Source organism: Pantoea sp. CTOTU50773 (assembly GCF_032082325.1).
Classification (GTDB): Bacteria; Pseudomonadota; Gammaproteobacteria; order Enterobacterales; family Enterobacteriaceae; genus Pantoea; species Pantoea communis.
Genome location: NZ_DAMDQC010000064.1, coordinates 1 through 23,094 on the forward strand (window position 1 = coordinate 1; position 23,094 = coordinate 23,094).

25 protein-coding genes and 1 pseudogene are annotated in these 23,094 nt (G+C 53.6%); 13 read left to right on the forward strand and 13 right to left on the reverse strand.

Annotated elements, in window-relative coordinates; all coding sequences use genetic code 11:
- Positions 1–105: 105 nt before the first annotated feature.
- Positions 106–267 (reverse strand): hypothetical protein, encoded by a 162-nt coding sequence (locus RT340_RS12040; RefSeq protein WP_313376175.1) that lies wholly within the window; start codon positions 265–267, stop codon positions 106–108.
- 144 nt (positions 268–411) lie between these two features.
- Here RT340_RS12040 and RT340_RS12045 point away from each other — a divergent pair, with 144 nt between their 5' ends.
- The 8 genes from RT340_RS12045 to RT340_RS12080 all read left to right on the forward strand — a co-directional run bounded on the left by RT340_RS12045 (position 412) and on the right by RT340_RS12080 (position 7,468).
- On the forward strand, positions 412–543 hold the full coding sequence (locus RT340_RS12045; protein ID WP_313376177.1) for a hypothetical protein: 132 nt from the start codon (positions 412–414) through the stop codon (positions 541–543).
- A 270-nt stretch (positions 544–813) separates the two neighbouring features.
- Positions 814–1,557, forward strand: coding sequence for a DeoR/GlpR family DNA-binding transcription regulator (locus tag RT340_RS12050; RefSeq protein ID WP_097119716.1), 744 nt, complete (start codon positions 814–816; stop codon positions 1,555–1,557).
- Positions 1,558–1,575: 18 nt separating this feature from the next.
- Positions 1,576–2,652 (forward strand): oxidoreductase, encoded by a 1,077-nt coding sequence (locus tag RT340_RS12055; RefSeq protein ID WP_097119717.1) that lies wholly within the window; start codon positions 1,576–1,578, stop codon positions 2,650–2,652.
- A gap of 337 nt (positions 2,653–2,989) precedes the next feature.
- Positions 2,990–3,193: a type II toxin-antitoxin system VapB family antitoxin gene (locus RT340_RS12060; protein WP_034830833.1), complete on the forward strand. Its 204-nt coding sequence runs from the start codon at positions 2,990–2,992 to the stop codon at positions 3,191–3,193.
- On the forward strand, positions 3,193–3,570 hold the full coding sequence (locus tag RT340_RS12065) for a type II toxin-antitoxin system VapC family toxin (RefSeq protein WP_045814982.1): 378 nt from the start codon (positions 3,193–3,195) through the stop codon (positions 3,568–3,570). The genes RT340_RS12060 and RT340_RS12065 overlap by 1 nt, the downstream gene beginning before the upstream one ends.
- 45 nt (positions 3,571–3,615) lie before the next feature.
- The gene (locus RT340_RS12070; RefSeq protein WP_313376183.1) at positions 3,616–4,989 is read left to right on the forward strand and encodes a TonB-dependent siderophore receptor; all 1,374 of its coding nucleotides are present in this window, start codon (positions 3,616–3,618) and stop codon (positions 4,987–4,989) included.
- Between the two features lie 178 nt (positions 4,990–5,167).
- A complete protein-coding gene (locus RT340_RS12075) occupies positions 5,168–5,755 on the forward strand; it encodes a pyridoxamine 5'-phosphate oxidase (protein ID WP_313376185.1) in 588 nt (195 codons plus the stop codon).
- 261 nt (positions 5,756–6,016) lie between these two features.
- The gene (locus RT340_RS12080; RefSeq protein WP_313376187.1) at positions 6,017–7,468 is read left to right on the forward strand and encodes a sugar porter family MFS transporter; all 1,452 of its coding nucleotides are present in this window, start codon (positions 6,017–6,019) and stop codon (positions 7,466–7,468) included.
- A 14-nt stretch (positions 7,469–7,482) separates the two neighbouring features.
- Here RT340_RS12080 and RT340_RS12085 read toward each other — a convergent pair whose 3' ends face one another.
- On the reverse strand, positions 7,483–7,653 hold the full coding sequence (locus RT340_RS12085) for a DUF2256 domain-containing protein (protein ID WP_211729794.1): 171 nt from the start codon (positions 7,651–7,653) through the stop codon (positions 7,483–7,485).
- 307 nt (positions 7,654–7,960) lie between these two features.
- Here RT340_RS12085 and RT340_RS12090 point away from each other — a divergent pair, with 307 nt between their 5' ends.
- A complete protein-coding gene (locus RT340_RS12090; protein WP_313376191.1) occupies positions 7,961–9,052 on the forward strand; it encodes an NADH:flavin oxidoreductase/NADH oxidase in 1,092 nt (363 codons plus the stop codon).
- A gap of 389 nt (positions 9,053–9,441) precedes the next feature.
- Here RT340_RS12090 and RT340_RS12095 read toward each other — a convergent pair.
- Positions 9,442–9,661 (reverse strand): annotated as a pseudogene (locus RT340_RS12095) (winged helix-turn-helix domain-containing protein); the annotation flags it as partial.
- A 96-nt stretch (positions 9,662–9,757) separates the two neighbouring features.
- Between RT340_RS12095 and RT340_RS12100 the strand changes: the two are divergent.
- Positions 9,758–10,528, forward strand: a complete 771-nt coding sequence (locus RT340_RS12100; protein ID WP_313376195.1) for an arylamine N-acetyltransferase — start codon at positions 9,758–9,760, stop codon at positions 10,526–10,528.
- Positions 10,529–10,770: 242 nt separating this feature from the next.
- On the opposite strand, the gene RT340_RS12105 is transcribed toward RT340_RS12100, so the two are convergent.
- Positions 10,771–11,886: a metallophosphoesterase gene (locus RT340_RS12105; protein WP_211729803.1), complete on the reverse strand. Its 1,116-nt coding sequence runs from the start codon at positions 11,884–11,886 to the stop codon at positions 10,771–10,773.
- Positions 11,887–12,142: 256 nt separating this feature from the next.
- On the opposite strand from RT340_RS12105, the gene RT340_RS12110 reads away from it, so the two are divergent.
- From RT340_RS12110 to RT340_RS12120, 3 genes are read left to right on the forward strand one after another with little or no spacing between them, the layout of a single operon-like run.
- Positions 12,143–13,672, forward strand: coding sequence for a Fic family protein (locus tag RT340_RS12110; protein WP_211729791.1), 1,530 nt, complete (start codon positions 12,143–12,145; stop codon positions 13,670–13,672).
- 54 nt (positions 13,673–13,726) lie between these two features.
- Positions 13,727–14,722 carry an XdhC family protein gene (locus tag RT340_RS12115; protein ID WP_097119726.1) on the forward strand — a complete coding sequence of 332 codons (996 nt, stop codon included), beginning with the start codon at positions 13,727–13,729 and terminating at the stop codon, positions 14,720–14,722.
- A gap of 17 nt (positions 14,723–14,739) precedes the next feature.
- Positions 14,740–15,291, forward strand: coding sequence for an NTP transferase domain-containing protein (locus RT340_RS12120; protein WP_249221824.1), 552 nt, complete (start codon positions 14,740–14,742; stop codon positions 15,289–15,291).
- 77 nt (positions 15,292–15,368) lie between these two features.
- On the opposite strand, the gene paoC is transcribed toward RT340_RS12120, so the two are convergent.
- From paoC to RT340_RS12165, 9 genes are all read right to left on the reverse strand, one after another.
- Positions 15,369–17,558 carry an aldehyde oxidoreductase molybdenum-binding subunit PaoC gene (paoC, locus tag RT340_RS12125; RefSeq protein WP_211729790.1) on the reverse strand — a complete coding sequence of 730 codons (2,190 nt, stop codon included), beginning with the start codon at positions 17,556–17,558 and terminating at the stop codon, positions 15,369–15,371.
- Positions 17,555–18,511 carry an FAD binding domain-containing protein gene (locus RT340_RS12130; protein WP_097119729.1) on the reverse strand — a complete coding sequence of 319 codons (957 nt, stop codon included), beginning with the start codon at positions 18,509–18,511 and terminating at the stop codon, positions 17,555–17,557. Before RT340_RS12130 ends, paoC begins: the two co-directional genes overlap by 4 nt.
- Positions 18,508–19,146 (reverse strand): aldehyde dehydrogenase iron-sulfur subunit PaoA, encoded by a 639-nt coding sequence (gene paoA, locus RT340_RS12135; RefSeq protein WP_211729789.1) that lies wholly within the window; start codon positions 19,144–19,146, stop codon positions 18,508–18,510. Before paoA ends, RT340_RS12130 begins: the two co-directional genes overlap by 4 nt.
- A 287-nt stretch (positions 19,147–19,433) precedes the next feature.
- Positions 19,434–20,129 carry a VIT family protein gene (locus RT340_RS12140; protein WP_097119731.1) on the reverse strand — a complete coding sequence of 232 codons (696 nt, stop codon included), beginning with the start codon at positions 20,127–20,129 and terminating at the stop codon, positions 19,434–19,436.
- A gap of 46 nt (positions 20,130–20,175) precedes the next feature.
- The gene (locus tag RT340_RS12145) at positions 20,176–20,799 is read right to left on the reverse strand and encodes a tetratricopeptide repeat protein (protein ID WP_211729788.1); all 624 of its coding nucleotides are present in this window, start codon (positions 20,797–20,799) and stop codon (positions 20,176–20,178) included.
- Positions 20,800–21,606 (reverse strand): SDR family oxidoreductase, encoded by an 807-nt coding sequence (locus tag RT340_RS12150; RefSeq protein WP_211729787.1) that lies wholly within the window; start codon positions 21,604–21,606, stop codon positions 20,800–20,802.
- Positions 21,593–22,000 (reverse strand): iron-containing redox enzyme family protein, encoded by a 408-nt coding sequence (locus tag RT340_RS12155; RefSeq protein WP_313376209.1) that lies wholly within the window; start codon positions 21,998–22,000, stop codon positions 21,593–21,595. Before RT340_RS12155 ends, RT340_RS12150 begins: the two co-directional genes overlap by 14 nt.
- 18 nt (positions 22,001–22,018) lie before the next feature.
- The gene (locus tag RT340_RS12160; RefSeq protein WP_313376204.1) at positions 22,019–22,258 is read right to left on the reverse strand and encodes a hypothetical protein; all 240 of its coding nucleotides are present in this window, start codon (positions 22,256–22,258) and stop codon (positions 22,019–22,021) included.
- Positions 22,259–23,094: AMP-binding protein (locus tag RT340_RS12165; protein ID WP_313376206.1), on the reverse strand; the 836-nt coding region annotated here is incomplete at its 5' end.

Here is a 23,094-nt window from a genome sequence, read left to right on the forward strand (position 1 = left end):
CGACAGCGTTAACGCACTCAATGTGATAGTTGCGTTATAATCGCCGTTGTTTGGATACGACGTTGCGCCCAGTTCAAACTGATTGTGTACAACCCTTTGTTGCTGTTAGCGGTTAAGCACCGACGTATTTGGGTCGAGCCCCATGACAGCACCACCGATAGTGTGTGAGCTGTCATAGGCGCGGAACGGGGAGTTGTGTTTATCCGGGAAGGCTTCGGTCTCCCAGCTTTTGGCACCCGTAAAACGGTAATGATGGCGAATGGGCATCTGGTATGCATTCAGAGACGGGTGCAAGAGTGACCGAATCCGGCGTTTGGTCGTGCGTTCTCGTTGCATGAAGTGGCGCTCGGCGCGCTGCACCAGCATGGTAATGCACAGCAATGGCAAAGACTCACGCGGCAGGGAGAACAGATGCTGAGGCAGATTGCGCAGGGCACATTGCAAAGCGAGTCGTTACTGCACTACGCATGCGAACAGCTACCGGCGCAACTGCTGGCTCTGCAGCATCGCAATTTCAGTGGTAAGCAGGTCATTCTGCTTTAGTTGAGAAAAGCGAAAGCACGCTCGCTTGTCTGCACAATATCGATAGCCGGATTATGTCACTCGTAACACGGCTAATTGTTTTTAATCATTTCTCACAGCAGTGGAAGCCATTACAGCATCCTAACATCCCCCCTGTCGGGTGCTATCTCGGCACCGTTCTTCAGTTCAGGTAATGCATTGCTTGTATCCACTCGCAGAGAGCGGTATTCACCGCACCCATCATGCTGTATTCTGCTGCATATTGCAATATTTTGCGGCTTTGAGACCGACATGCATAAAACAGCCAGACAAAAATTATTGATGGAATTGCTGCTTGAACAAGGGCAGGTGGGAATTGGGCAGCTTGTTGAAAAGTTGCAGGTTTCTGCGGATACCGTGCGTCGCGACCTGGCCGATCTGGAAAAACAGGGTCTGGCGCAGAAAAACCATGGTGGAGCCGTGGCACTGGATCTGTCAGTGATGAATCGCCACCAGCGCAGCGCACTGATTCCCGATGTCAAAATTGAACTTGGCAGGCAGGTAGCGGAAAAAATACCGGCAGGTGCCACGCTGTTTCTGGATGCGGGCAGCACAGTGCTGGCGGTCGCCACGTTGCTAAAAGGCCCAGCAACGGTCATCACTACGTCACTGGATATTGCCCATCACCTCAGTGATAAGCCGGATGTCGAACTCATTCTTCTGGGCGGCAAATGGGACAAGCAACAACGGCTGTTTTCCGGCAGCGCCACGCTATCTCTGCTTGAAAAGTATCGTGCCGACATCGCCATTCTGGGGGCTTGTGCGCTGCATGCCCGGTTTGGATTGAGTGCCAGCCAGGAGGGTGACGCTGAGGTGAAGCGCGCCATGCTGGCGGCAAGCAGCGAACACTGGGTGGTGGCCGATCATATGAAGCTCAACCGTTGTGAACCCTATCTGGTCGCACCGCTCACCGATATCCATCAACTTTTCCTTGATGCGCCCTGGAGCGAGTTTGACGTCACCGACGCTACACAGGTCAACATCACACATTCTTAATGGCAAGAGGAGTCAGAAATGAGTATTCAGAAAGAGATTCGCGTCGCCCTCATCGGCTACGGATTTGTCGGTAAAACATTTCATGCACCTTTAATTCAATCCGTTCCCGGTTTGAAGCTGCATGTTGTTTCGTCTGGCAGTGAGGAGAAGGTCAAAAAGGACCTGCCTGACGTCATCGTTCTCGACTCCCCGGAAGCGGCCATCCAGCATGCTGATATTGATTTGGTGGTGATCGCCTCGCCCAATGCGACTCATGCACCTCTGGCGAAGCTGGCGCTGAATGCCGGTAAGCATGTGGTGGTGGATAAACCCTTTACGCTGGATTTGGCAGAGGCCAGAGAACTGGCGGCACTGGCCAGCGAGAAGAGATTACTGCTCTCAGTATTTCAGAACCGCCGCTGGGATACCGATTACCTGGGGGTGAAAAAGGTCATCGATTCTGGCGCAATCGGCCATGTCAAACATTTCGAGTCTCACATCGACCGATTCCGCCCGGAAGTGCGCGACCGCTGGAGAGAACACGATATTCCTGGCAGCGGCTTATGGTTCGACATTGGGCCTCATATCATCGACCAGGCGCTGCAACTTTTCGGACTGCCAGAAACCGTTTCTGGTGACATCGCCGTTCTGCGTCATGGTGGGAAAAGCAATGACTGGGCACACGTCACGCTCAGCTACCCGGAGCATAAAGTGATCCTGCATGCCAGCATGCTCGCCGCGGGTGGCGTGTCACGCTTTACCGTTCACGGGGACAAAGGCAGCGTGGTTAAACCCAAAGCCGACCAGCAGGAAGCGCAACTGATTGCTGGCATCGAACCGGGTTCCGCGACCTGGGGCGAAGATCAGGATGATTTGATGGTGTTTGACAGTAATCTGCAGGTCACGTCACTCAAAACGCCAAAAGGCGACCAGCGTCAGTACTACATCCAGGTGCGTGATGCGCTGGCGGGCAAGCAGGCTAATCCAGTTTCTCCCGCTCAGGCGATTGCCGTCATGGCGGTGATTGAAGCGGCAGTGCGCTCATCAGAGACCGGTACGGTGCAGAAACTCGCGCTGAGTGAAGCCGAAGCTGGTGCGTTTTATCAACGGAGTTAGCCGGCCGGGGCTTTACGGACAAGCTTTTATACGCTGGTAGAAGCCTGCCAGCGGATTAGAAGCCTCTGGCAAGCCTGTCATACATGGAATCAATCGTGCCGCAATGGAATCTCACATCTCCGATAGCTGCGCGATTGATGTCCTGATCTTCTTCGCAAGATTTTATCCAAGGCAATGAAGGATGAAATTTGGTGAAATGCATGCACGCTTAGCTACGATCATCATTGCCATCGATGTTGCTCGCTTCTTACCCAAGTCATCATCGCAGTGAGAAATTGACCTGATTCATATTTTGATGCATGATGACATCAGTTTGTGAATCATATGAGGTGGCGAGATGCGTACTACAGTGACGATTGATGATGTGCTGTATGCTCAGGCTCTGGATATGGCCGATCCAGATATGGACAAGGCTGATATTTTCCGTGAAGCGATGAAAACGTTTGTTCGGGTACAAGCGGCAAAGCGCCTTGCTTCATTGGGTGGCGCAGCGCCTGAAATGGAAAGCATTCCCCGCCGTCGCGAGGAACCGTCTGCATAATGTCCATTCTGGTTGATACATCTGTCTGGGTAGATCATTTCAAAAACAGAAATGAAGAGTTAGTGCGGTTACTGAGCGGGGACCTGGTATTGATTCATCCAATGGTGATTGGAGAACTTGCCTGCGGCACTCCGCCAGCGCCCCGCGTGCGCACACTCCGTGACCTGAACTTGTTACCGCAATGCCACCAAGCCAGCATGAGTGAGGTGATGGCATTTATTGAAAATAAAATGCTGTACGGACACGGCTGTGGCCTGGTGGATATCACCTTGCTTGCATCTGCTCTCATTACCCCCGGAGCAACGCTCTGGACGCTTGATAAACGGCTCGTCAAGTTAGCCAATCATCTTAATGTAGGTTATCAGCCTGTTCACTAACGTTAACTTCATCGTAAGTTATCCCGCCCGCACAATCATAGCGAGATGAACCCGCCTTCGCGGTCGCTAACAACACCATATTCAACTACAACCATACGCGTTCCGATATACCCCCGCAGCACCAACCTCGCGCCAGATTGGGCCTACAACAACAGCGATTCCAAAAAGGTGTTCGCCAGCCTGAAGCAGACGTTTAATAACGGCTGGGAGCTGAACCTGAGCGGCTCGCACACCGAAGCCACCATGGACAGTAAGTTGCTGTATATCGACGGTTACTTTGCTAAATCGACCGGTATCGGTATCGGCCCTTATGAGGGCTATGACTTGTTAGGCGGCACCGGCTACAACACCGCAAAACGCAAAGAAGATACCGCAGACGCTTATGTCACCGGTCCGTATGAACTCTTTGGCCGCCAGCATGAATTAATGGCGGGTGTCACCTATATTCGTCAGCACGACCGCTACGTCAGTGCCTCCACCAGCTTCACCTCGGCAGACGTTGGCGACTTTAACGACTGGGGCAACTATCCAGAACCGGATTGGGACGATCAGGCGCTGTCGCAGGATAATGTGATCCGTCAGAAATCCGCTTACTTAGCGACGCGCATTTCACTGGCCGATCCACTGCATCTGATCCTTGGCGCGCGTTACACGCAATACAACGCCAACACGCTGACGCAGAATATGGAGAAGAACAACATCACGCCGTATGCAGGCCTGGTGTATGACATCAACGATACCTATTCCGCCTACGCCAGCCATACCTCGATTTTCACACCGCAGACCTATCGTAATGCGCAGGGTGCTTATCTCTCTCCTGTCACCGGTAAAAGCTATGAAACCGGGATCAAGGGCGACTGGATGAACAGCCGCATCACCGCATCGCTGGCGGTGTTCCGTATCGAGCAGGATCACCTGGGCGCGACGGATTATGCGCTGGTGCCAGGCAGTACCGATTACGCTTACTACGAGCAGAACGGCACGGTGAGTAAAGGTGTTGAATTTGAAATCAACGGTGCGGTGACCGATAACCTGCAGATGACCTTGGGTGCAACGCGCTATGTGGCGAAAGATGGCGAAGATGCCGCGCTGAACCCAACCCAGCCGCGTACTTCACTGAAGCTGTTCACCAGCTATCGCCTGCCGATGCTGCAGGATCTTACTGTGGGCGGCGGTGTGAACTGGCAGACGCACACCTGGGATAACGTAGCGGGCCCTGGCGGAACTTCAACGCTGTATGCAGAGCAGGGCAGCTACGCGCTGGTGGATCTGTTCGGTCGTTATCAGGTCACCAAACAACTCTCCGTGCAGGCCAACCTGAACAACCTGTTCGACAAGATGTATAACATCAATGTGGGCAGAAACACGGTGTACGGCGAACCGCGTAACGTTTCTATCTCCTCGAACTACCGATTCTGATTTGGCTGAATTCTCCACGGAGAAAGGCCCTGTCATAATCTGATTGCTGGAACCTTCACGCCTGGTGTGCGGAGGTTCCAGCGTCACACCCTTCAGGTAAAGTTAATCCCGCAACACCTCAATGAATAATCACAAGTCTCTATACTTAACGTCATTCGTTACATTGAGGGCGTAAGTTTTGACACCAGAATCTGAACATATTGATGCCATGGCCTGGCAGGAACTGCATAACGCAGCAAACGACCCTCACGCCGGGTTTCGTTATCTGAACATCTGCACCATTGATACTGCGTTCAAACCACAGGCTCGCATGATGGTGTTAAGGCGGACGGACAGTGCCCAGCGGCTTCTGGAATTTCACACCGATATCCGCAGTGCAAAATGGCAGGAATTAGCCCTCAATCCCGCTGCAACGGTATTGGGATTTTGCTCGCAATCGCGTCTGCAGTTACGTTTGCAGGGTTTTTTCAAACGATATGAACCAGCAAGCACTCTCGCCGGGCAAACGTGGCAAGGGCTGTCAGTCTGGACGCGCAGGAGTTATTCAGGCGGGCCGCCGGGAGAAGAGTTGTTGTCTCCGCGCGATCAAACCTGGCATGCTGAAAGTGAGGAGAGCGGGGAAGGCGGTCAGCGCCATTTTGGTGTGTTGGTTTTTCAGGCTGAGTCGCTCGACTGGTTTCGCCTTGAGCGCGACAATAATCGCAGGGCGCGACTGACTTATTCCGCAACGGGAAGTCTGGCTTCATTCAACTGGGTCAACCCCTGAAGATTCTGCGGCGTTCTATTCCCTCGTAATAACAGCCTCGCTTTGTTATCTGTGCAGCGCAAATAACACGTTGTTGAGGATGTGGATGCCAGCGAGGGTTAACCCACGATCTGAATTCGAAAATCAAAAAAAGTCTGCTGCACACATTTCTCAGATCCAACGAAATACCGTGAGTCAGATCTCATTTTTCAAATCCTGACTATACTCATACCTTTCTTTACACAGTGTCAGCTGTGTTTTTAGCAACCTATGGAAGCTCAAATGCAAAACTCTTCTCCGCCCCCATCGGACGATGGCGGCTCGCTCAATTTAACCGTGCAGCAACGTCTGTTCTTTGTGGTGTTAGTCGCCACCATGGGCGCGCTGGCGTTCGGTTATGACACGGGCATCATTTCCGGTGCGCTGCCTTATATGACTCTGCCGACCTCGCAGGGTGGGCTTGATCTCACCCCCTTTACCGAAGGGCTGGTGACTTCTGCGCTCACATTCGGCTCAGCGTTCGGTGCCTTCGTTAGCGGCTTTGTCTCTGATCGCTTTGGCCGCCGAATTACGCTGCGCAGCCTGGCCGTGCTATTCGTTGCTGGTGCGTTAGGCACCACCATCGCGCCGAATCTTGAGATCATGGTGGTGATGCGATTTATCCTCGGATTCGCCGTGGGTGGCGGATCCTCCACGGTTCCGGTGTTTATCGCTGAGATTGCGGGTCCGAAACATCGTGCGCCGCTGGTAAGCCGTAATGAGTTGATGATTGTGTCAGGCCAGTTGCTGGCTTACATCGTCAGTGCGGCGATGAGTCTGTTAATGCACGATCCGAGCATGTGGCGTTATATGTTGTCGCTGGCGATGATCCCGGGTGTGCTGCTGTTTATTCGCACCTTTTCTGTCCCGGCCTCACCGCACTGGATGGTGGCCGACGGGCGCATAAAAGAGGCGTTACGTATTCTGCGTAAATTGCGTGAGAATCCACGCGAAATCAAAAAAGAGATGGCGGAGATGCGCCAGAACGCGCGCGAAGCCCGTCAGGGGCCGCCCGCTCGTGAACTGCTGAAGGAAAAATGGATAGTGCGACTTCTGCTGCTGGGCTGTGGCATGGGGATCGTGGCGCAATTCACCGGTGTGAATGCTTTTATGTATTACACGCCTATCATTCTTAAAAGTACCGGACTTGGCACCAGCGCGTCGATCGCCGCCACGATAGGCAACGGCGTGGTATCTGTGATCGCGACTTTTGCCGGCATCAAAGCGATCAGCCATTTTGGTCGCCGCCCAATGCTGATCACCGGGTTATCGGTGGTGATCGCCATGCAGCTGGCGCTGGGGGCGGTGCTGATACTGATGCCGCACAGTTTAGTACAAAGCCTGCTGGCGCTGGCCTGCATCCTGGTGTTTCTCTTCTTTATGCAGATGTGTATTTCGCCCGTGTATTGGCTGCTGATGTCTGAGCTGTATCCGATGAAAGTACGTGGCGTATTGACCGGTTCTGCCGTCGCTTTTCAGTGGATATGTAACGCCATCGTTGCGTTAGCTTTCCCGCCGTTGCTGTCGCTGGTGGGAAATAATGCGTTCTTTATCTTCGCTGCGATCAACGTGGCTTCCCTGGTGTTTGTCGCGGTGATGTTGCCTGAAACCCGTGGCAAATCGCTGGAAGAGATTGAATCTCACATGCGTGAACATTTTGGTGAGAGCACGACTGAAACGGTAGCTTCAGCGTAGTGGTTGAAATCGTATTATGACCCGCTGCCGACCCTGTGGCTTTTGGCTGCACGGCGGCAGCGTTCCGAGCAGTATTGCACCTCTTCCCAGCAATTTTCCCACTTTTTACGCCAGGTCATCGGCTTATGGCACTGCCTGCAGTAGCGGACTGGCAGGGATTTTTTGTTTCCTTTGAAATCTTTCATATCGTTTGAATGGGGCTTTTTCCAATAATTGGACTGCTGACATAGAGCTGGACACCGGAGCAATGACATTGCCTATCGCACGCCATTTGAGCGGGACGGTAAGGAGTGCTTCGAGCAGATCAGGCGTCAAACAATAGTAGATCATTTGGTGAGGATGGTCGTTTCATGTTGCCAGGGTTGCTATTCAGGTATGACGCGCTGATGGTTCGCGCTCCTGGCATTAATCATTAATAACAGAACGAATAAAACGGTTTAACCTTGAGTCAAACCTGTGCAGCGCTGCTGCTAACAACGTTAAGGGATAAAGATGAGTCAACTATTTAGTGCCGCAAAGATTGGAGAGCTTGAGCTGGAGAACCGCATCGTGATCGCCCCGATGTGCCAATACTCCGCCGATGCGGGATGCGCCAGCAGCTGGCACCGCATCCATTTAGGTTCACTGGCGCTTTCTGGCGCAGGATTGCTGATTCTGGAAGCCACCGCCGTTGAACCGGCAGGTCGTATCTCGCCGGGAGATCTCGGGCTGTGGGATGACAAGACGGAAGCCGCGTTACACAGCGTGCTGTCTGACATTCGCGCCTGGTCACCCATCCGCCTGGGTATCCAGCTGGGCCACGCCGGGCGTAAAGCCTCATGCCGTGCGCCATGGCAGGGAGGGCATCAACTGCCGGAGAGTGAAGGTGGCTGGCAAACGGTGGCTCCTTCAGCGATCAGCTTTGCAGAGCAAGATCATGCACCGACCGCACTGGATGAAGCGGGACTGGTGCGCATTAAACAGGCATTTGTAGATAGCGCGCAGCGTGCGGTACGTCTGGGTATTGAGTTGATTGAAATCCACGCGGCACACGGTTATCTGCTGCACAAGTTCCTGTCGCCGCTGAGCAACCAACGTCAGGACCAATACGGTGGTTCGCTGGAGAATCGTTTACGTTTCCCACTCGAGGTGTTTGCGGCGGTACGTGGGGCTGTGCCTGCTTCGATTCCGGTTGGCGTGCGTCTCTCTGCCAGCGATTGGGTTGAGGGTGGCTGGGATGTTGAGCAATCCATTATGTTTAGCCAGCAGCTTGAAGCGCAGGGCTGTGATTATGTGCATGTATCGAGCGGTGGGCTATCGCCACAGCAAAGCATCACTGTGGGGCCCGGTTATCAGCTGCCGTTTGCACGCGATATCCGCCAACAGGTGAAGATTCCGGTTATCGGCGTGGGCTTGATTACCGAACCGCAGCAGGCAGAAGCGGTGGTAGAGCAGGGGGACGCGGATCTGGTTGCGTTAGGACGTGCCGTGCTCTACAACCCGCACTGGCCATGGCAGGCGGCTGCCGCGTTGAATGCGCAGGTCAAGGTTCCGTCACAATATTTGCGTTCTGAACCACATGGCGTGAAGGGGACGCTGGTTTAGTTTTAATTAGCCAGGCGGCTCTACTGGAGTGACCCGATTTATAAAATGTTCTACAACCCGCCGGCGATGCTGGAAGGACGAGGTTTTAACTTTGGGCACGCGTCGAGTTCTGATATGAACCGGGCCAGAAGGCCCGGCATTTATTTCTAATGCGCCATATAAAACTCAGGCCATCAATTCGTAACAAATCGCACCTATCTGGTCCACGGCATTGAGCAGCTGTGCCGTCAGTTTGTTGGCACAGTTTAACCGCAGGAAGCTCTGTAACTCCGCCCCCGGTGAAAACAGCGGTCCAGGGCTAACCCCAGCGCGCGACGATGCACTTCCAGCGCATTGACCGGATGCGGAAGTTCAACCCACAGCAAAAAACCGGCTTCCGGTGCAGGAATGACGAAGTAGCCCGAGCGCGGACCGCGCCATAATCAATCCTTCCGCTTCCAGACAACGCAGCGCTTCCAGAGTGGTGGGCAAACTTACCTGTTCGCGTTCGGCCAGTTTGCATTCGGAGATCATACGATCGCCGGGTCGCAGCGCACCGGAGGCGAGGGTGTGTCGCAGACTCTCAGCAATGCGGCGGTAATGTGGGGACGATAATGACGAGGCGGGCATGTCGATCTGTGCAGTCTGATTTTCATTGAATCTGACTATACAGACGATGATGAGTGCCATCTATAGTGTCGGGCATGAACCAGACAAGGAGGCACTATGCATTGCGATATCTTCGACCTTTCCCGCTATTTCCGCCGCATCAATTACACCTGCCCTGCAGCCGCCGATTCCACCACGCTGCACGCCATTATGCGTCATCAACTTTTCTCCGTGCCGTTTGAGAATCTCGACGTTCAGGCAGGAAAAGTTGTCTCGCTGGTGCCTGAAGAGATCAGTGACAAGATTCTGCATCAGGGGCGAGGGGGCTACTGTTATGAGGTCAACGGGCTGTTTGCCATGGCGCTGGAAGCGTTAGGTATTCCCTACCGTTTTGTGGCAGCAAGGCCGATGTTCTACCCGGTACGCCGTCCCAAAACCCACATGGCAATCATTGCTGAAGTTGATGGCCGCCAGTGGCTGTGCGATCTCGGGTTTGGTCGCTACGGCATCCGAGCACCCATAGCCTTAGATCAGCTCAATAACGATATTAAACAGGATTTCGATACCTTCAAACTCACCTGTGACGCGCATGGCGAGTATCTGCTGCAGGCGAAGGTAGAAGGGGAGTGGTGTAACCAATACGGCTTTGACCTGTCACCGCAAGAGTGGATTGACTTTGCCCCGGCGAATTACCTCAACTCGACGCATCCTGATGCGATTTTTGTGCAGAAACGACTCATTATGCAGCATTGTCCGGAGGGACGGATGATCCTGCTGGGAGATATGTTGAAAACGGTGACGGCGAATGGCGTGGAAAAGCAGCAGCTGGCGGAAGAGGAAATTGATGCTGTGCTGCAAAGCCGCTTTGGGTTAGTTAGCCGTACATAGGAACGTCAAAAGAACGAGGCAGGAAATTATTGGGGATAAATATCCTTGTAAGCCAGAACCTTTGTGCGGCGTTAACTGAGCATATTTTGACGATGGTTATGGCTCCAACGAAATTTTTGATTTCCATATGATTAAACGTTTTTAGTCCTTGTTGGCTCAATACAAGCCATGAGCCTCACATAACAGGCTCATGGCTATGCACATTCTTCTCAACGTTTTTTTAGAAGATATGACTCAAGACTTCACTCTTTCCGCTGCAACGTAATCCGCGTCAGTTCAGAAGGGCGTCCCAGTCGTATTGCCATGCCTGGCCAGAGCGCAGTGCCGTTATTCACATAGAGTTGCATGCCATCCACATCATAAAGTCCTGAGACAAAGCCCGCATTGGGTTTTGCAAACAAGCGGTCAAAACCGACGATCAGTCCGCCGTGGGTGTGACCAGATAGCTGCAAATCGACTTTGTGCGTTGCGTTCTGGCGCGCATTACGCGGTTGATGATCCATCAAGATTACCGGAGCGTCAGCAGGAACACCCTCCAGCGCCAGCTCAAGGTTAGGGCCAGTGGCTTCTCTGCGGGAGGCTGAAACATCGGGCAGACCGGCGATCGCTAGCTCCGCGCCGCCGCGTTTAATGAGGGTATGGCTGTTGAGCAAAGGTTGCAGTCCTAACGTCGCAAGATGTTCGGTCCAGCGTTGCTGTTCAAAGAAATACTCATGGTTGCCAGTGATGGCATAAACGCCGTCCGGCGCATGTAACCCTCGCAGCGGCTCCACGTCATTTCTGCGATTTTCCAGGGTGCCATCTATAACATCGCCCGTTACCAGGATCAGGTCAGCATCCAGCGTCATGGCCTTTTTCACCATGGCTGCGGTCCATGCGGCGTTGAACACTTTGGTGATATGCAGGTCGGTGAGCTGAAGCAGCTGGTAGCCTTCGAACTCGCGCGGCAGGTTATCGATTTTGATCGTCACTTCTTTTACGGGCGGCACACGTATGGCCTGATTGACGCCCACCGCCGACATCACCATGGCAAAGAGTGCAGCAACATAACGTACGCCAGGCGCCATCTGCAGCGGGTGTCTTAGCAGCAGGGAAATGACTGTTACTACATCAAATAGTATTTGGGTGAACGCGAGGAGTAACACCGTGCCAAAGGCCCAGCTGAACAGGATGGTGACGGCGCGCGGCATTTCAGGTGAGAATATACCGCCCGGCGTAAATCGGCTAATTAAAAGATATTGAGAAGCCAGCAAAACCACCAAAGATAGGATGATTTTCAACACTAACGGCATGGCTAATGGAAAAACGAATCGCGCAATAACATACCAACTCGGTATGCTGAATATCAGATGAAACATCACTCTCTTCCCTGTTTTAAAGCGCTGAATCAGCGCGAAAATCAAACTTATCATCGTAAGTGATGACTATAGTAAAAGTTTATTTAGGGACAGTCGTGTTGTTGTTCTTGCGTGGGCATTATCGTTTTCATCAGAAATGGCGTTTATATTAGTGTTTTTGGTCTCGAATTAAAGGGGTTGCCTCGCGTAATTATTATTTTCGCGGTATAATACGTATAAATTATCGTTTTCACCTGGATGTTAAAGGATTCAGCCGATGCTGGTGGGATTTAAGGCGCTCTGCAAGCGCTATCACATTGAACTGGTTCAGCCACTTCGCGTGGAATCGGCTATTGGCACGGTTCGCGCCACCCATGAGAACCAGGGACGCATCGAAAAGCGCTATCCTCCGAGCTATCAACCTGAGGATAGCTTCTCAGGTCATTTTGCCTTTGGCCTCAAATATGAAGAGATCCATCTGGAATTTTTTGCCCGGCTCTTCGCTGCCATCGGCCCTGAACCGATCGAAAGCTGGTGCCTGCGCGAGCCCTTTGGCCAATACGCCCGCCGTACCGGTTTTCTCTATGAATGGCTAACAGGTAACACGCTCACCAACGTGTCCGATGTCGCTAACGGCGGGTATATTGCGGCGATCTCCGCGAAGGACTATCTGACGCGAACTTTAGCAATCAAGAATAAACGCTGGCGTATCAATGATAACTTACCCGGCTCACCAGACTTTTGTCCTGTTATTCGCCGCACGCCTGAGATTGAGAGTGCCATTTCCTTCGATGTCACGGCCGCGCTACACGAACTGGATGATACTTTCGGCGCAGATGTTCTGCTGCGAACCGCCAGTTGGTTAACCTTCAAAGAATCCCGCGCCAGCTTTTTGATTGAGAAAGAGGCGGAGCAGGCCGATCGTATTCAGCGCTTCGCCCATGTGATCGCACAATATTGCGGCCAAATTGACGATCCACTCAGTGATGAAAGCCTGCATATTCTGCAAAGAGGCATTCTCGGTCACGATGCGTTGGGACTGGGGCTGCGTCGCTCGCCGGTGTTTGTCGGACAGGCGACGATGCGCGAAGATATCGTTCACTACGTCGCACCGCAGTTTGAAGATCTGCCGCAGTTTATGCGCGGATTGCAGGAGTTTGAGATCGCCACCCGTGGCGCCGAGCCTCTGGCCAGAGCGGGCGTGATTGCTTTCGGCTTTGTCTATATTCATCCGATGCGCGACGGCAATGGCCGTATTCATCGCTTCCTGATTAATGACTCGTTAATTCGCGACGGCGCCATTCCTGAAGGCGTTATTCTGCCGGTCTCTGCCAGTATTACCAGCTCGCTGGATTTCCGTGTTGGCTATGATCGCACGCTGGAAGTGTTTTCTAAACGCCTGATGCGCCGCTACGCCACCTCATGCCATTTTGGTGAGATTGTGACGTATGGCGACGGTACACCGAGCAATTTCTATTTCACTGATTATGAAGATGCGCGTTACGCCTGGCGTTACCCTGATTTAACTTCTCACGTGCTTTATACCGCTAAAGTGATTGAGCACACCGTGCGCGTGGAAATGGCCGATGAAGCCAGAGTGCTGACGATATTCCAGAAGGCACAGGAGAGGCTGAAGGAAGTGCTGGAGATGCCGGATCAGGATGCGAATCGGATAATTCGATCATTGAAAGAGAATGGCTGGCAGGTGTCAGGGAAGTTGAGAAAGGAGTACCCGCCGCTAGAGGATACGGCAAGGGCGGATAAGATCGTTGAGGCGGTCAAGTCAGCGTTTGAAGAGAGGAGTTAAGATCAGTTGGGTTGGACGCAATTCTGAACATAAACGCCCTTACAGGAGAACGGCATGCATCATCTTGATGTGCAAGTGTTGAACGCAGCACTGGCATGGGCTGAGGAGCATCCGGTGTGGCTATGTACGGTGCTCAGTACCTTTGGTTCGTCCCCGCGCCCGCCAGGCGCAATGATGGTTATCAGAAGCGATGGTCGCTATTACGGCTCGCTGTCGGGCGGGTGCGTGGAAGAGAGCTTTATCGCCCGAATTGGCGACAATATTTTTTCCTCGCCCAGCCAGATTGTGCGTTATGGAGACGGTGGCTTTGAGCCGGACCAGGCGCTGCCCTGCGGAGGCGCGCTGGACATCCTGGTGGAAAAGTTGATGCCGGGTAACGCGTCGCTCGACTACCTGCGCCAGATGATGTCAGCGTTGACGGGGCCGCATTCCGTGGTAAAAGCGCTGACCATACCCGAACCGTGCCGTTCGCTGCTACCTGGGGGGTATCTGAGCCGGACGCATACTCAGGTACAGGGCGCGAACATCGTGCTGACGTTGTGCGCCCCTCCCAGGGTGGTCATTGCGGGCCTCTCCAGCGTCGCACTCTACTGCGCTAACTTTGCTCAGGCTTTAGGGTTTGAAACACTGGTGTGTGAGCACCGCGAGGATGTACTGCTGAATCTGGCCGATCAACTTGATGACACTGTGAAGTTAATTAAGCAGTTTCCCGCCAGCTACCTTGAACGTGAAGGGTGTCACTCAGGCACCGCGATTCTTTCCCTTACCCATGACCCTCGCATCGACGATCTCACGATGATGGAGGCTGTAAATCTGCCTGCTTTCTATATCGGCGCCATGGGATCGCAGAACAACAGTCTGAGGCGAAAAGAGCGGTTAGTCAGGATTGGCGAACTGAATCCCGAAGAAATTAACCGGATTCATGCCCCGATTGGGATGGATATTGGCAGCAAAACACCCGCGGAGATCGCGCTATCCATTATGGCCGATGTCGTTAGCCACAAAAATGGTTTGATGGGCTTACCGCAGGACAAGGATGGCGCATCCTGAATATTGCCATTCTGGTCATGGCCGCTGGGCACAGCCGTCGCTTCAGGCAATCCGGTCAGGGAAATAAACTCGCTGCGGTAATGCAGGGTAAGCCAGTGCTTCAGCATACGCTGGATAATGTGCGGGCTACTGGTCTTGACTACTATGTGGTAGCTCGGCCTGAAGACAGGCATCTGCATGCGTTGATGTCGGAGGAACGTATCGTGCGCTGTTCAAGTGAGGGGCTGGGGGAATCTATCGCGGCGGGCGTTAACGCCACAGCAGATTATGACGGATGGTTAATGACCCTCGCGGATATGCCTTTTATCCAGCCCTCCAGCTATCAAGCAGTCAGTGAAGCGCTGCGCAACGCCCGATCGGTACGCGCACAAGTCGATGGCATACAAGGTCATCCCGTCGGTTTTCAGCAATCTTTTTACTCTCAGCTTTGTGCATTACAGGGAGACAAAGGGGCGAGGGAATTGCTAAACGCTGATGCTGTCACGTTTGTTGACTTAACCGATCGCGGCTGCATCACGGATATTGATACTATTGAGGATATGACGCGGGCTAATCAGGCTGAATATTGATGTGGCTAAGAGACTGACCCGCTGCACGGACTTGCAGACCGCACAGCGGGTAAATTTATTTGGCGAGCTTTAAGCGGTCAGGGTAAAGCTGCTAAGAGTTTATCCAGCGTAACCGGATAATCTCTGACCCTGACACCCGTCGCGTTGTAAATCGCGTTCACAATGGCTGCACCGACACCGCATAATCCCAGTTCACCCACGCCTTTGGCTTTCATCGGTGAAGAGACCGGATCGGTATCATCAAGGAAGATGACTTCCTGCTCGGGAACATCCGCATGAACGGGCACCTCATAGCTTGCCATATCGTGATTCACAAACAATCCCAATCGGGTATCCACCGCCAGTTCTTCCATCAGCGCGCCACCTAATCCCATTGTCATCGCACCAATGACCTGACTTCGCGCGGTTTTGGGATTGAGTATTCGACCTGCCGCACAGACGGCCAACATGCGGCGTACCCGCACTTCCCCTGTATAAACATCCACGGCCACCTCAGCAAAATGCCCGGCAAACGTGGATTGCTGATACTGCTGGTCGAGGTCGCCAAACTCAATCGTGTCTTCTGCCGTCAGAGTGCCGTTAGCCGCTGCCGCAGAAAGCAGGACGCTGCGATGACCTGAGCGAACTTCGCCCTCTACGAACTCGGCTTCATCCGGGTTGATGCCGAGTGCTGTTGCTACCTGTTCTCGAAGCTTGACGCAGGCGGCATAAACGCCTGCCGTCGACGTGTTCGCACCCCACTGACCACCGGACCCCGCGGAGACCGGGAAAGCGGAATCTCCCAGTTTCACTGCTACTTGTTCAAGGGGCACGCCCATCATTTCTGCCGCCGTCTGGGCGATGATGGTGTAGCTACCAGTGCCAATATCTGTCATGTCGGTTTCGACGGTGACGATGCCATGCGCATCCAGGTGCACCCGTGCGCCAGAGGGGGCGAGGAGATTGTTGCGGAATCCAGCGGCTACGCCTAAGCCCACCAGCCAGCGCCCGTCTCTTACCTGGGCAGGTAACGGATGGCGCTTTTGCCAGCCGAATTTATCTGCACCGGTGCGCAGACACTCAATCAGCTGGCGGCGTGAGAAGGGACGTTTGGCATCAGCGGGATCAACCTGAGTATCATTCAGGATGCGGAATTCCACCGGATCGATGCCCGCTTTTTCTGCCATCTCATCAATGGCAATTTCCAGCGCCATTAATCCCGGCGCTTCACCCGGTGCCCGCATCGCATTGCCTTCCGGCAGATCAAGCGTTGCCAGACGCAGGCCGGTCAGACGGTTAGCACCAGCATAGAGGAGTTCCGTCTGTTGCACGGCGGTCTCTGGCGTGCCGTTCGGCAAGTTACCCGACCAGCTAATATGCGAGATGCCCGTGATATGCCCGGATTTGTCGGTACCGATGCGAATATGCTGGTGCGTCGCGGGACGATGGGTGGTGTTATTAGGGATCATTGGCCGTGGGAGCATCACTTTTACCGGACGTTTCACAACGCGAGCACCCAACGCTGCCAGCAGGGCATCACTGCGCAGAAACAACTTCCCGCCAAAACCACCGCCAATATAAGGCGACAGCACCCGCACTTTTTCCAGCGGCAGGTTCAGCGTCTTCGCAAGATCGGATCGACACCAGTTTATCATCTGGTTCGACGTCCACACCGTGACCTTGTCCTTGTCCCACATGGCCATAGAAGCATGCGGTTCCATGGCCATGTGACTCTGATCCGGCGTGCTATAGGTTTCATCCAGCACAAACGCCGCTTCGCTCAGGGCACGATCCACATCACCAACGGTTTTATCCGGCGTATCTTCCGGTGGCGTCGTCACGCTGGGTATTTCATGATCAAGGCTGTAAGCGCCTTCTTCTTGCTGATAGCTGACCTGCACCAACTGGGCCGCCGCTCGCGCCTGTTCAAACGTTTCCGCGACAACCAATGCAACGGCCTGATGGTAATGCTCAATACGGTATTCAGCCAGCAACGTTGCCGTGTTCATCTCTCCCTTGCTGAGTTTGCCCGCATTTTTGGCGGTAACAACGCCTAACACGCCCGGTGCGCTTTCTGCGGCTTCGGTATTCAGTGAGGTAATTTTACCTTTGGCAATGGGGCTGCCCACCACATACCCATACGTGACGTCAGGCGCCTCATCATGCCATTCATAGGCGTAAGGCGCGCTGCCGGTTGTTTTTAATGGCCCATCGATGCGGTCAAGCGGACGGCCAACGTATCTGAGCTGGTCGATGGGATTCAACCCGGCGGGTTTCTCAAATTTCATGCTTTTGCCCTCGCTTCTGCCAGCACTGAAGCCAGAGTGCGCTTCGCCAGTACCAGCTTGAATTGGTTATCCGCCGTAGGTTGTGCATCCTCAAACAACTTATCGAAAACAGGCTGAGTACCATTGGGCAATTCGCTGTCTGCCAACGCCCGTCGCCAGGGTTGATGCGCCACACCTCCGACGGCGATCCTTCCTGTGTGATCACGCTGTACGATGGCCGCTACGGAAACCAGTGCAAATGCATAAGAGGCGCGATCGCGAACCTTACGGTAGATATGTGTGCCTTCCACGGGCGGCGGCAGGACCACCGCGGTGATAAATTCGCCCGCTTTAAGCACCGTCTCAAGATGAGGCGTCTGACCCGGCGCGCGGTAGAAATCATTGATAGGAATCGCGCGCTCGCTGCCATCCGGGCTAACCGTTTCGATGGTGGCATCCAGCAAACGCATTGCCACGGCCATGTCGCTGGGATGGGTCGCGATACAATCGTTACTGACACCTATCACGGCATGCTGACGGCTGTAACCGCCGATCGCCGCACAGCCGCTGCCGGGCTGACGTTTATTGCAGGCCTGATGGGTGTCATAGAAGTAAGGGCAGCGCGTGCGCTGGAGCAGATTTCCTGCGGTCGTGGCCTGGTTACGTAACTGACCGGACGCCCCCGCGAGCAATGCGCGTGAGAGAACCGCGTAGTCCCTGCGCACGCGCATGTCTGCGGCAAGATCGGTGTTACGCACCAGCGCACCGATACGCAGTCCACCTTGCTGGGTCGGCTCAACCTTATCCAGCGCTAATCCGTTTACATCAATAAGATGAGCGGGCGTTTCTATCTCCAGCTTCATTAAATCCAGCAGGTTGGTGCCGCCAGCAATAAACTTTGCGCCGGGGTTTTGCTGTACGCGCCTGGCGGCTTCCAGAGGAGAGGTGACTTTTTCATAGCTGAAAGCTTTCATGAAATGTGACCCTCCGCGTAGTCTTCAATCGCGGCAAGGATATTAGCGTAGGCCCCGCAGCGGCAGATATTACCGCTCATGCGCTCGCGAATTTCATCTGCATGCCGCGTTGGCTGTTCCAGCAGATCTGAGGAAACGTGGCTGGGGATGCCATCTGCAATCTCATTCAATACGGCCACGGAAGAGCATATTTGTCCCGGCGTGCAGTAACCGCACTGATAGCCATCATGTTTGATGAATGCAGCCTGAAGCGGGTGCAGATTGTCAGGCGTACCCAGGCCTTCAATAGTGGTGACCTCAGCGTGCTGCTGCATCACCGCCAACGTGAGGCATGCATTAATGCGTCGCCCATCCACGATAACGGTACAGGCACCGCACTGGCCATGATCGCAGCCCTTTTTGGTCCCGGTGAGATGGAGATGTTCGCGCAGGGCATCCAGCAGCGTAGTGCGGGTATCCAGATGCAGGGACCGCTCTTGACCGTTCACTTTCAAGGTTACGGGCATCATGGCGGGTGGGGGTGTGGAGGCAAATGCGCAATGATTCGACTTAGTGAAAGATGAGTCGCTGTTGACAGTTGCAGCGCTTGCCGGTTTGTTATCCTGCGGGTGGTTCATATCGTGAGGAGTGCTCATACCTGGCCTCCAGTGACAAAAAATAGGGTGCCTAAGGCACCTCTGTTTATAGGGTTTTTTGGAAACACTAAGCATAGTTGTCATTTCGGCATTGCGCGTCAGCAGGCGGTTAATCCATAAAAGAAGTGAAGCGAAGATGCGTACTATAAGGGGTCACAAGGCGACTGAATTGAATGTTGAGTCGTTACACGGAATTTCAGGGCCATCAGCAAAAAGCTGTAACCCCCTGTGACTGTAAGAAAATGCCGCTCGTTTTTGCGCGAGAACAATGTCACCTGTCTGCAGCATCACGTGCCGACGAGATGGCCAAACAGAGTACCAGTCAGACCGGATGCGATCATCGCCAGGCTGCTCCAAAAGCTGACGCGACAAACGCTGCGTAAAACAGGTGCGCCCCCTGTACGAGCGGCCAGCGCGCCCAGCAAGGTCAACGATAACAGTGCAGATAGGGCGATGAATCCAATCCCATTTTTCCCAGGGACAGTCATTGCCGCCATCAGGGGTATCACCGCGCCAGCGGCAAAACTGCCTGCTGAAAATAACGCTGCCTGTAATGGCCTGGCGGTGCTTATTTCAGTTATACCCAGCTCATCACGAGCATGCGCATCAAGGGCATCGTGCTGCATAAGCGCCTGTGCAACCTTATGGGCCAGTTCGGGACTCAGTCCTCTGTTGATATAGAGGGCGGCCAGTTCGTGTGTTTCTGCCACAAAGTTTTCATCCAGCTCGGCCTGCTCCTCCGCGAGAGCGGCTATTTCGGTATCGGCCTGTGAGGATACAGAGACATATTCACCGGTTGCCATAGACATTGCACCGGCAATGACACCTGCCAATCCGGCCAGCATCACGCTTTGATGGCTGGTACTGGCCGCCGCAACGCCGGTAAGCAGACTGGCCGTTGAGACGATCCCGTCATTAGCGCCCAGAACCGCAGCACGAAGCCAACCAGAACGGGCAATTTTATGCGATTCTCCATGAAGCATGCTAATTGTCTCCTGTGGTCTTCAAGGTACTCACCTTAAAAGTGAATCAACGTATCTTATTCAGATCTCGCTGGATATCGGCTCGCCGCCCTGTATCGGCTATTTCTCTGCCTGCTCTGGGAGGAGCCTGCATGGCTTTTTCAAGATATTGGCGAGCTCTGCTGGCGTCTCCCTGTTTCAGCAGGTAATCGCCATAAAAATAGTTTGCATCAATGCCGTCCGGATTCATGTTCAATGCCTGTTTCAGGAGGGTTTCGGCTTTCTTATTGTCACCAAAACCAATCGGCCAGCCCGGCACCTGATAGTAAAGGGCGCCCAGACTGGTGAATGCAGAGCCTTGCAACGCTCGAGGATCAAGAGCAAGCGCTTTCTCCAGACTGGTTTTGGCTTGTTTGACCAGCGTCAGTGCACCCAGGCCTCCTTTTGCTCCAGCCCAGCTGCTGTCAATGATCCCGGACCATATCAGCAGCTCTGGGTCGCGATCGGCCTGTTTTACAGCAGCGTGAGCTTGCGTACTCAGCGTACTGAAACAGGATGTTTTTTGCTGTTCCATCGTCCGGTACTGGCACCGGCCCCACTCTGACTGCAAATCAGACAGCTTATCCTTGGCAGTAGCCAATGCGGGCAACGCCATCAGCATCACGATGAATAACCTGAGGGATTGCTTCATCTATTGATCTCCACTGTGTGTTTCAGAATGAAGAAAGCGTGAAATGACGGGCATTTTTTTGCGCAGCGCGTTGTCTACCCTCCCAGGCAACAGGGCGTTTATCATGATGAAAAAGCGTTCAGCGCGGCCAATATAGTGACGCGTTTTTTCCCGCTCCAGCACCGAAACAATCTGTTGTGCCACGGTTTCAGGTTCATCCTGGCTGTTGCCCAGCGCTTTATTCATCGCATTAACGGCAGGGGAATTCAGGCGAGTGTGTGTTGCCCTGGGCGCCACATAAAACACCGATAGACTGGTGTTAGAAAGTTCACGGTTCAGCGCTTCTGAAAACCGTCGTAATGCCGATTTTGTCGCACAATAGACGCTGTATCCCGGATGCCCCAAATCCCCCAGAATGGAACCGACATTAAGTATGATGCCACGTGCGCTGAACTGGTGAACACAGGCCCGGGAGAGCAGTAGCGGGATCTCAATATTTGCCCTGAGCTGAGTGCGGATGTCATCAAAAGTTTGCTGCTCGAGCAGGGCAAAACGGCTGTTTCCTGCATTATTGATCAATACATCCAGTCGCTGAGCCGCGTGAAAATTGTCCGCCAGTGCAAGGATCTCCTCATCGGTATATTGAGAAACCGGAAACAGAGTATGGCGCTCAGGGTGAAGCATGCTGCGGCGCAATGTTTCGAGTTCGGCCTGATGCCGGCCAACCAGCCACACCCGGGCACCCTTCTGGGCAAGAAGCCTGGCAAGCGGCTGACCAATGCCGCCGCTTGCCCCCGTCAGAAGAATATTTTTATCACGCAGTTGCATAAGTGGCCTCTGTCAGGCTGTCCAGCATCTCACCATAAAGGGCATAGACCTCACGGGCGGTATGAATAATATCCTGCTGATCTTGCGGGTCAGTGACTTTGTCCATCAGCGAAGCAAAGAATTTAAGATGTTCAAGATCCAGTGCACCGTGCGATCGCAGATAGGTTGTGCAGGTTTCTTCAAGTGAAAGCGACTGCTGCAAAGATTCAGCGATAGGCGTGGCAATCATCACGCTGGTGCCTTCAAGTACGTGTACCATGCCAAAAATGCACATGGGATTGACCCGTTCAATACGGTAATAGAGCCATGCGAGCATCAGATCTACAGGACGGTCAGGCTCACCCGTACGAACAGCTTCTGCATCCCCTCCGCTGGCGCGTATAACATTCAGGATCCACTCATGGTGACCGTACTACTCTTCGATATATTCAACCAGTGCGGCTCTTACCCACTCTTTCTCTGTCGGTAAACGGCTTCCCGCGCACATCAGCAGTGGAACGGTATGCCTGACGTGATGGTAAGCCTGCGCCAGAAACGCCGTGTACATATCCCGCGTGACTTCCCCGCGTGAGCATTGTGCAATGACCGGGCGAGACAGCATTCGCTCACGGGCCGCCAGCGTCTCATTCTGGAGTTTTTGGTAGAATGACATTTATCTGATCTCCTCAATATTGAGTATCTGTGTTTTCATCAGGGCCCATACGCGTTCACGACGGGGGCGACCATTCGCGGTCAACACCTCGGGTGAGGAGATGAGCGGGGTAAAAATGAGATGATGGGGGCGGGCATAATCCGGAAGCCTGTCCGACAGTGCTCTGAGTTGCTCACGTGCAGATGCTTCCATCCCTTCAAATGTGTGCACCAGTGCCACGTTTTTTTTCAAACCTTCGCCGAAGATCACCAGACGACGCACGGCTGTGCAGTTCATGGCCTCAGCCTCAACCCATTCCGGTGAAAAATTGCGACCAAAAGCATTTATCTGAACATTTTTCCGTCTGCCACGAATGTGTATAAAGCCGGATGTGTCTTGCTCTGCTAAATCTCCGGTCGCAATGCTGCCGGTAAAAGGAGCTTCTCCAAGATAACCCAGGGCGTTGCCGGGGCTTTTTACGTGTAGCTCGGCGTCATGAAAAGTCAGCGATACTCCCTCTAAAGGCTTTCCTGCGCTCCCTGCCATTTCATGATGTTGATGATTTAGTGCCACGACAGAGCCACACTCTGACAAGCCGTATCCTTCAAATATCGGCAGCCCGGCAGATCGCGCGGTACTAATCAACTGCTGAGACACGCGGGCACCTCCTACCGCAACGTAGCGCAGCGGGGCGGTTACTTCCGGTGATCGACGATGGATGATCATTAATGCCCTGAGAAGTTCTGGCACCAGCACCAGCGTTTGCGGATGCCAGCGGCGCAGGGCTTCAGCGAAAATTTCTGGGCTGAACTGATTCGAACCGCTAAATCCGAGTGCCTTAAGGTCAGGCACACAGG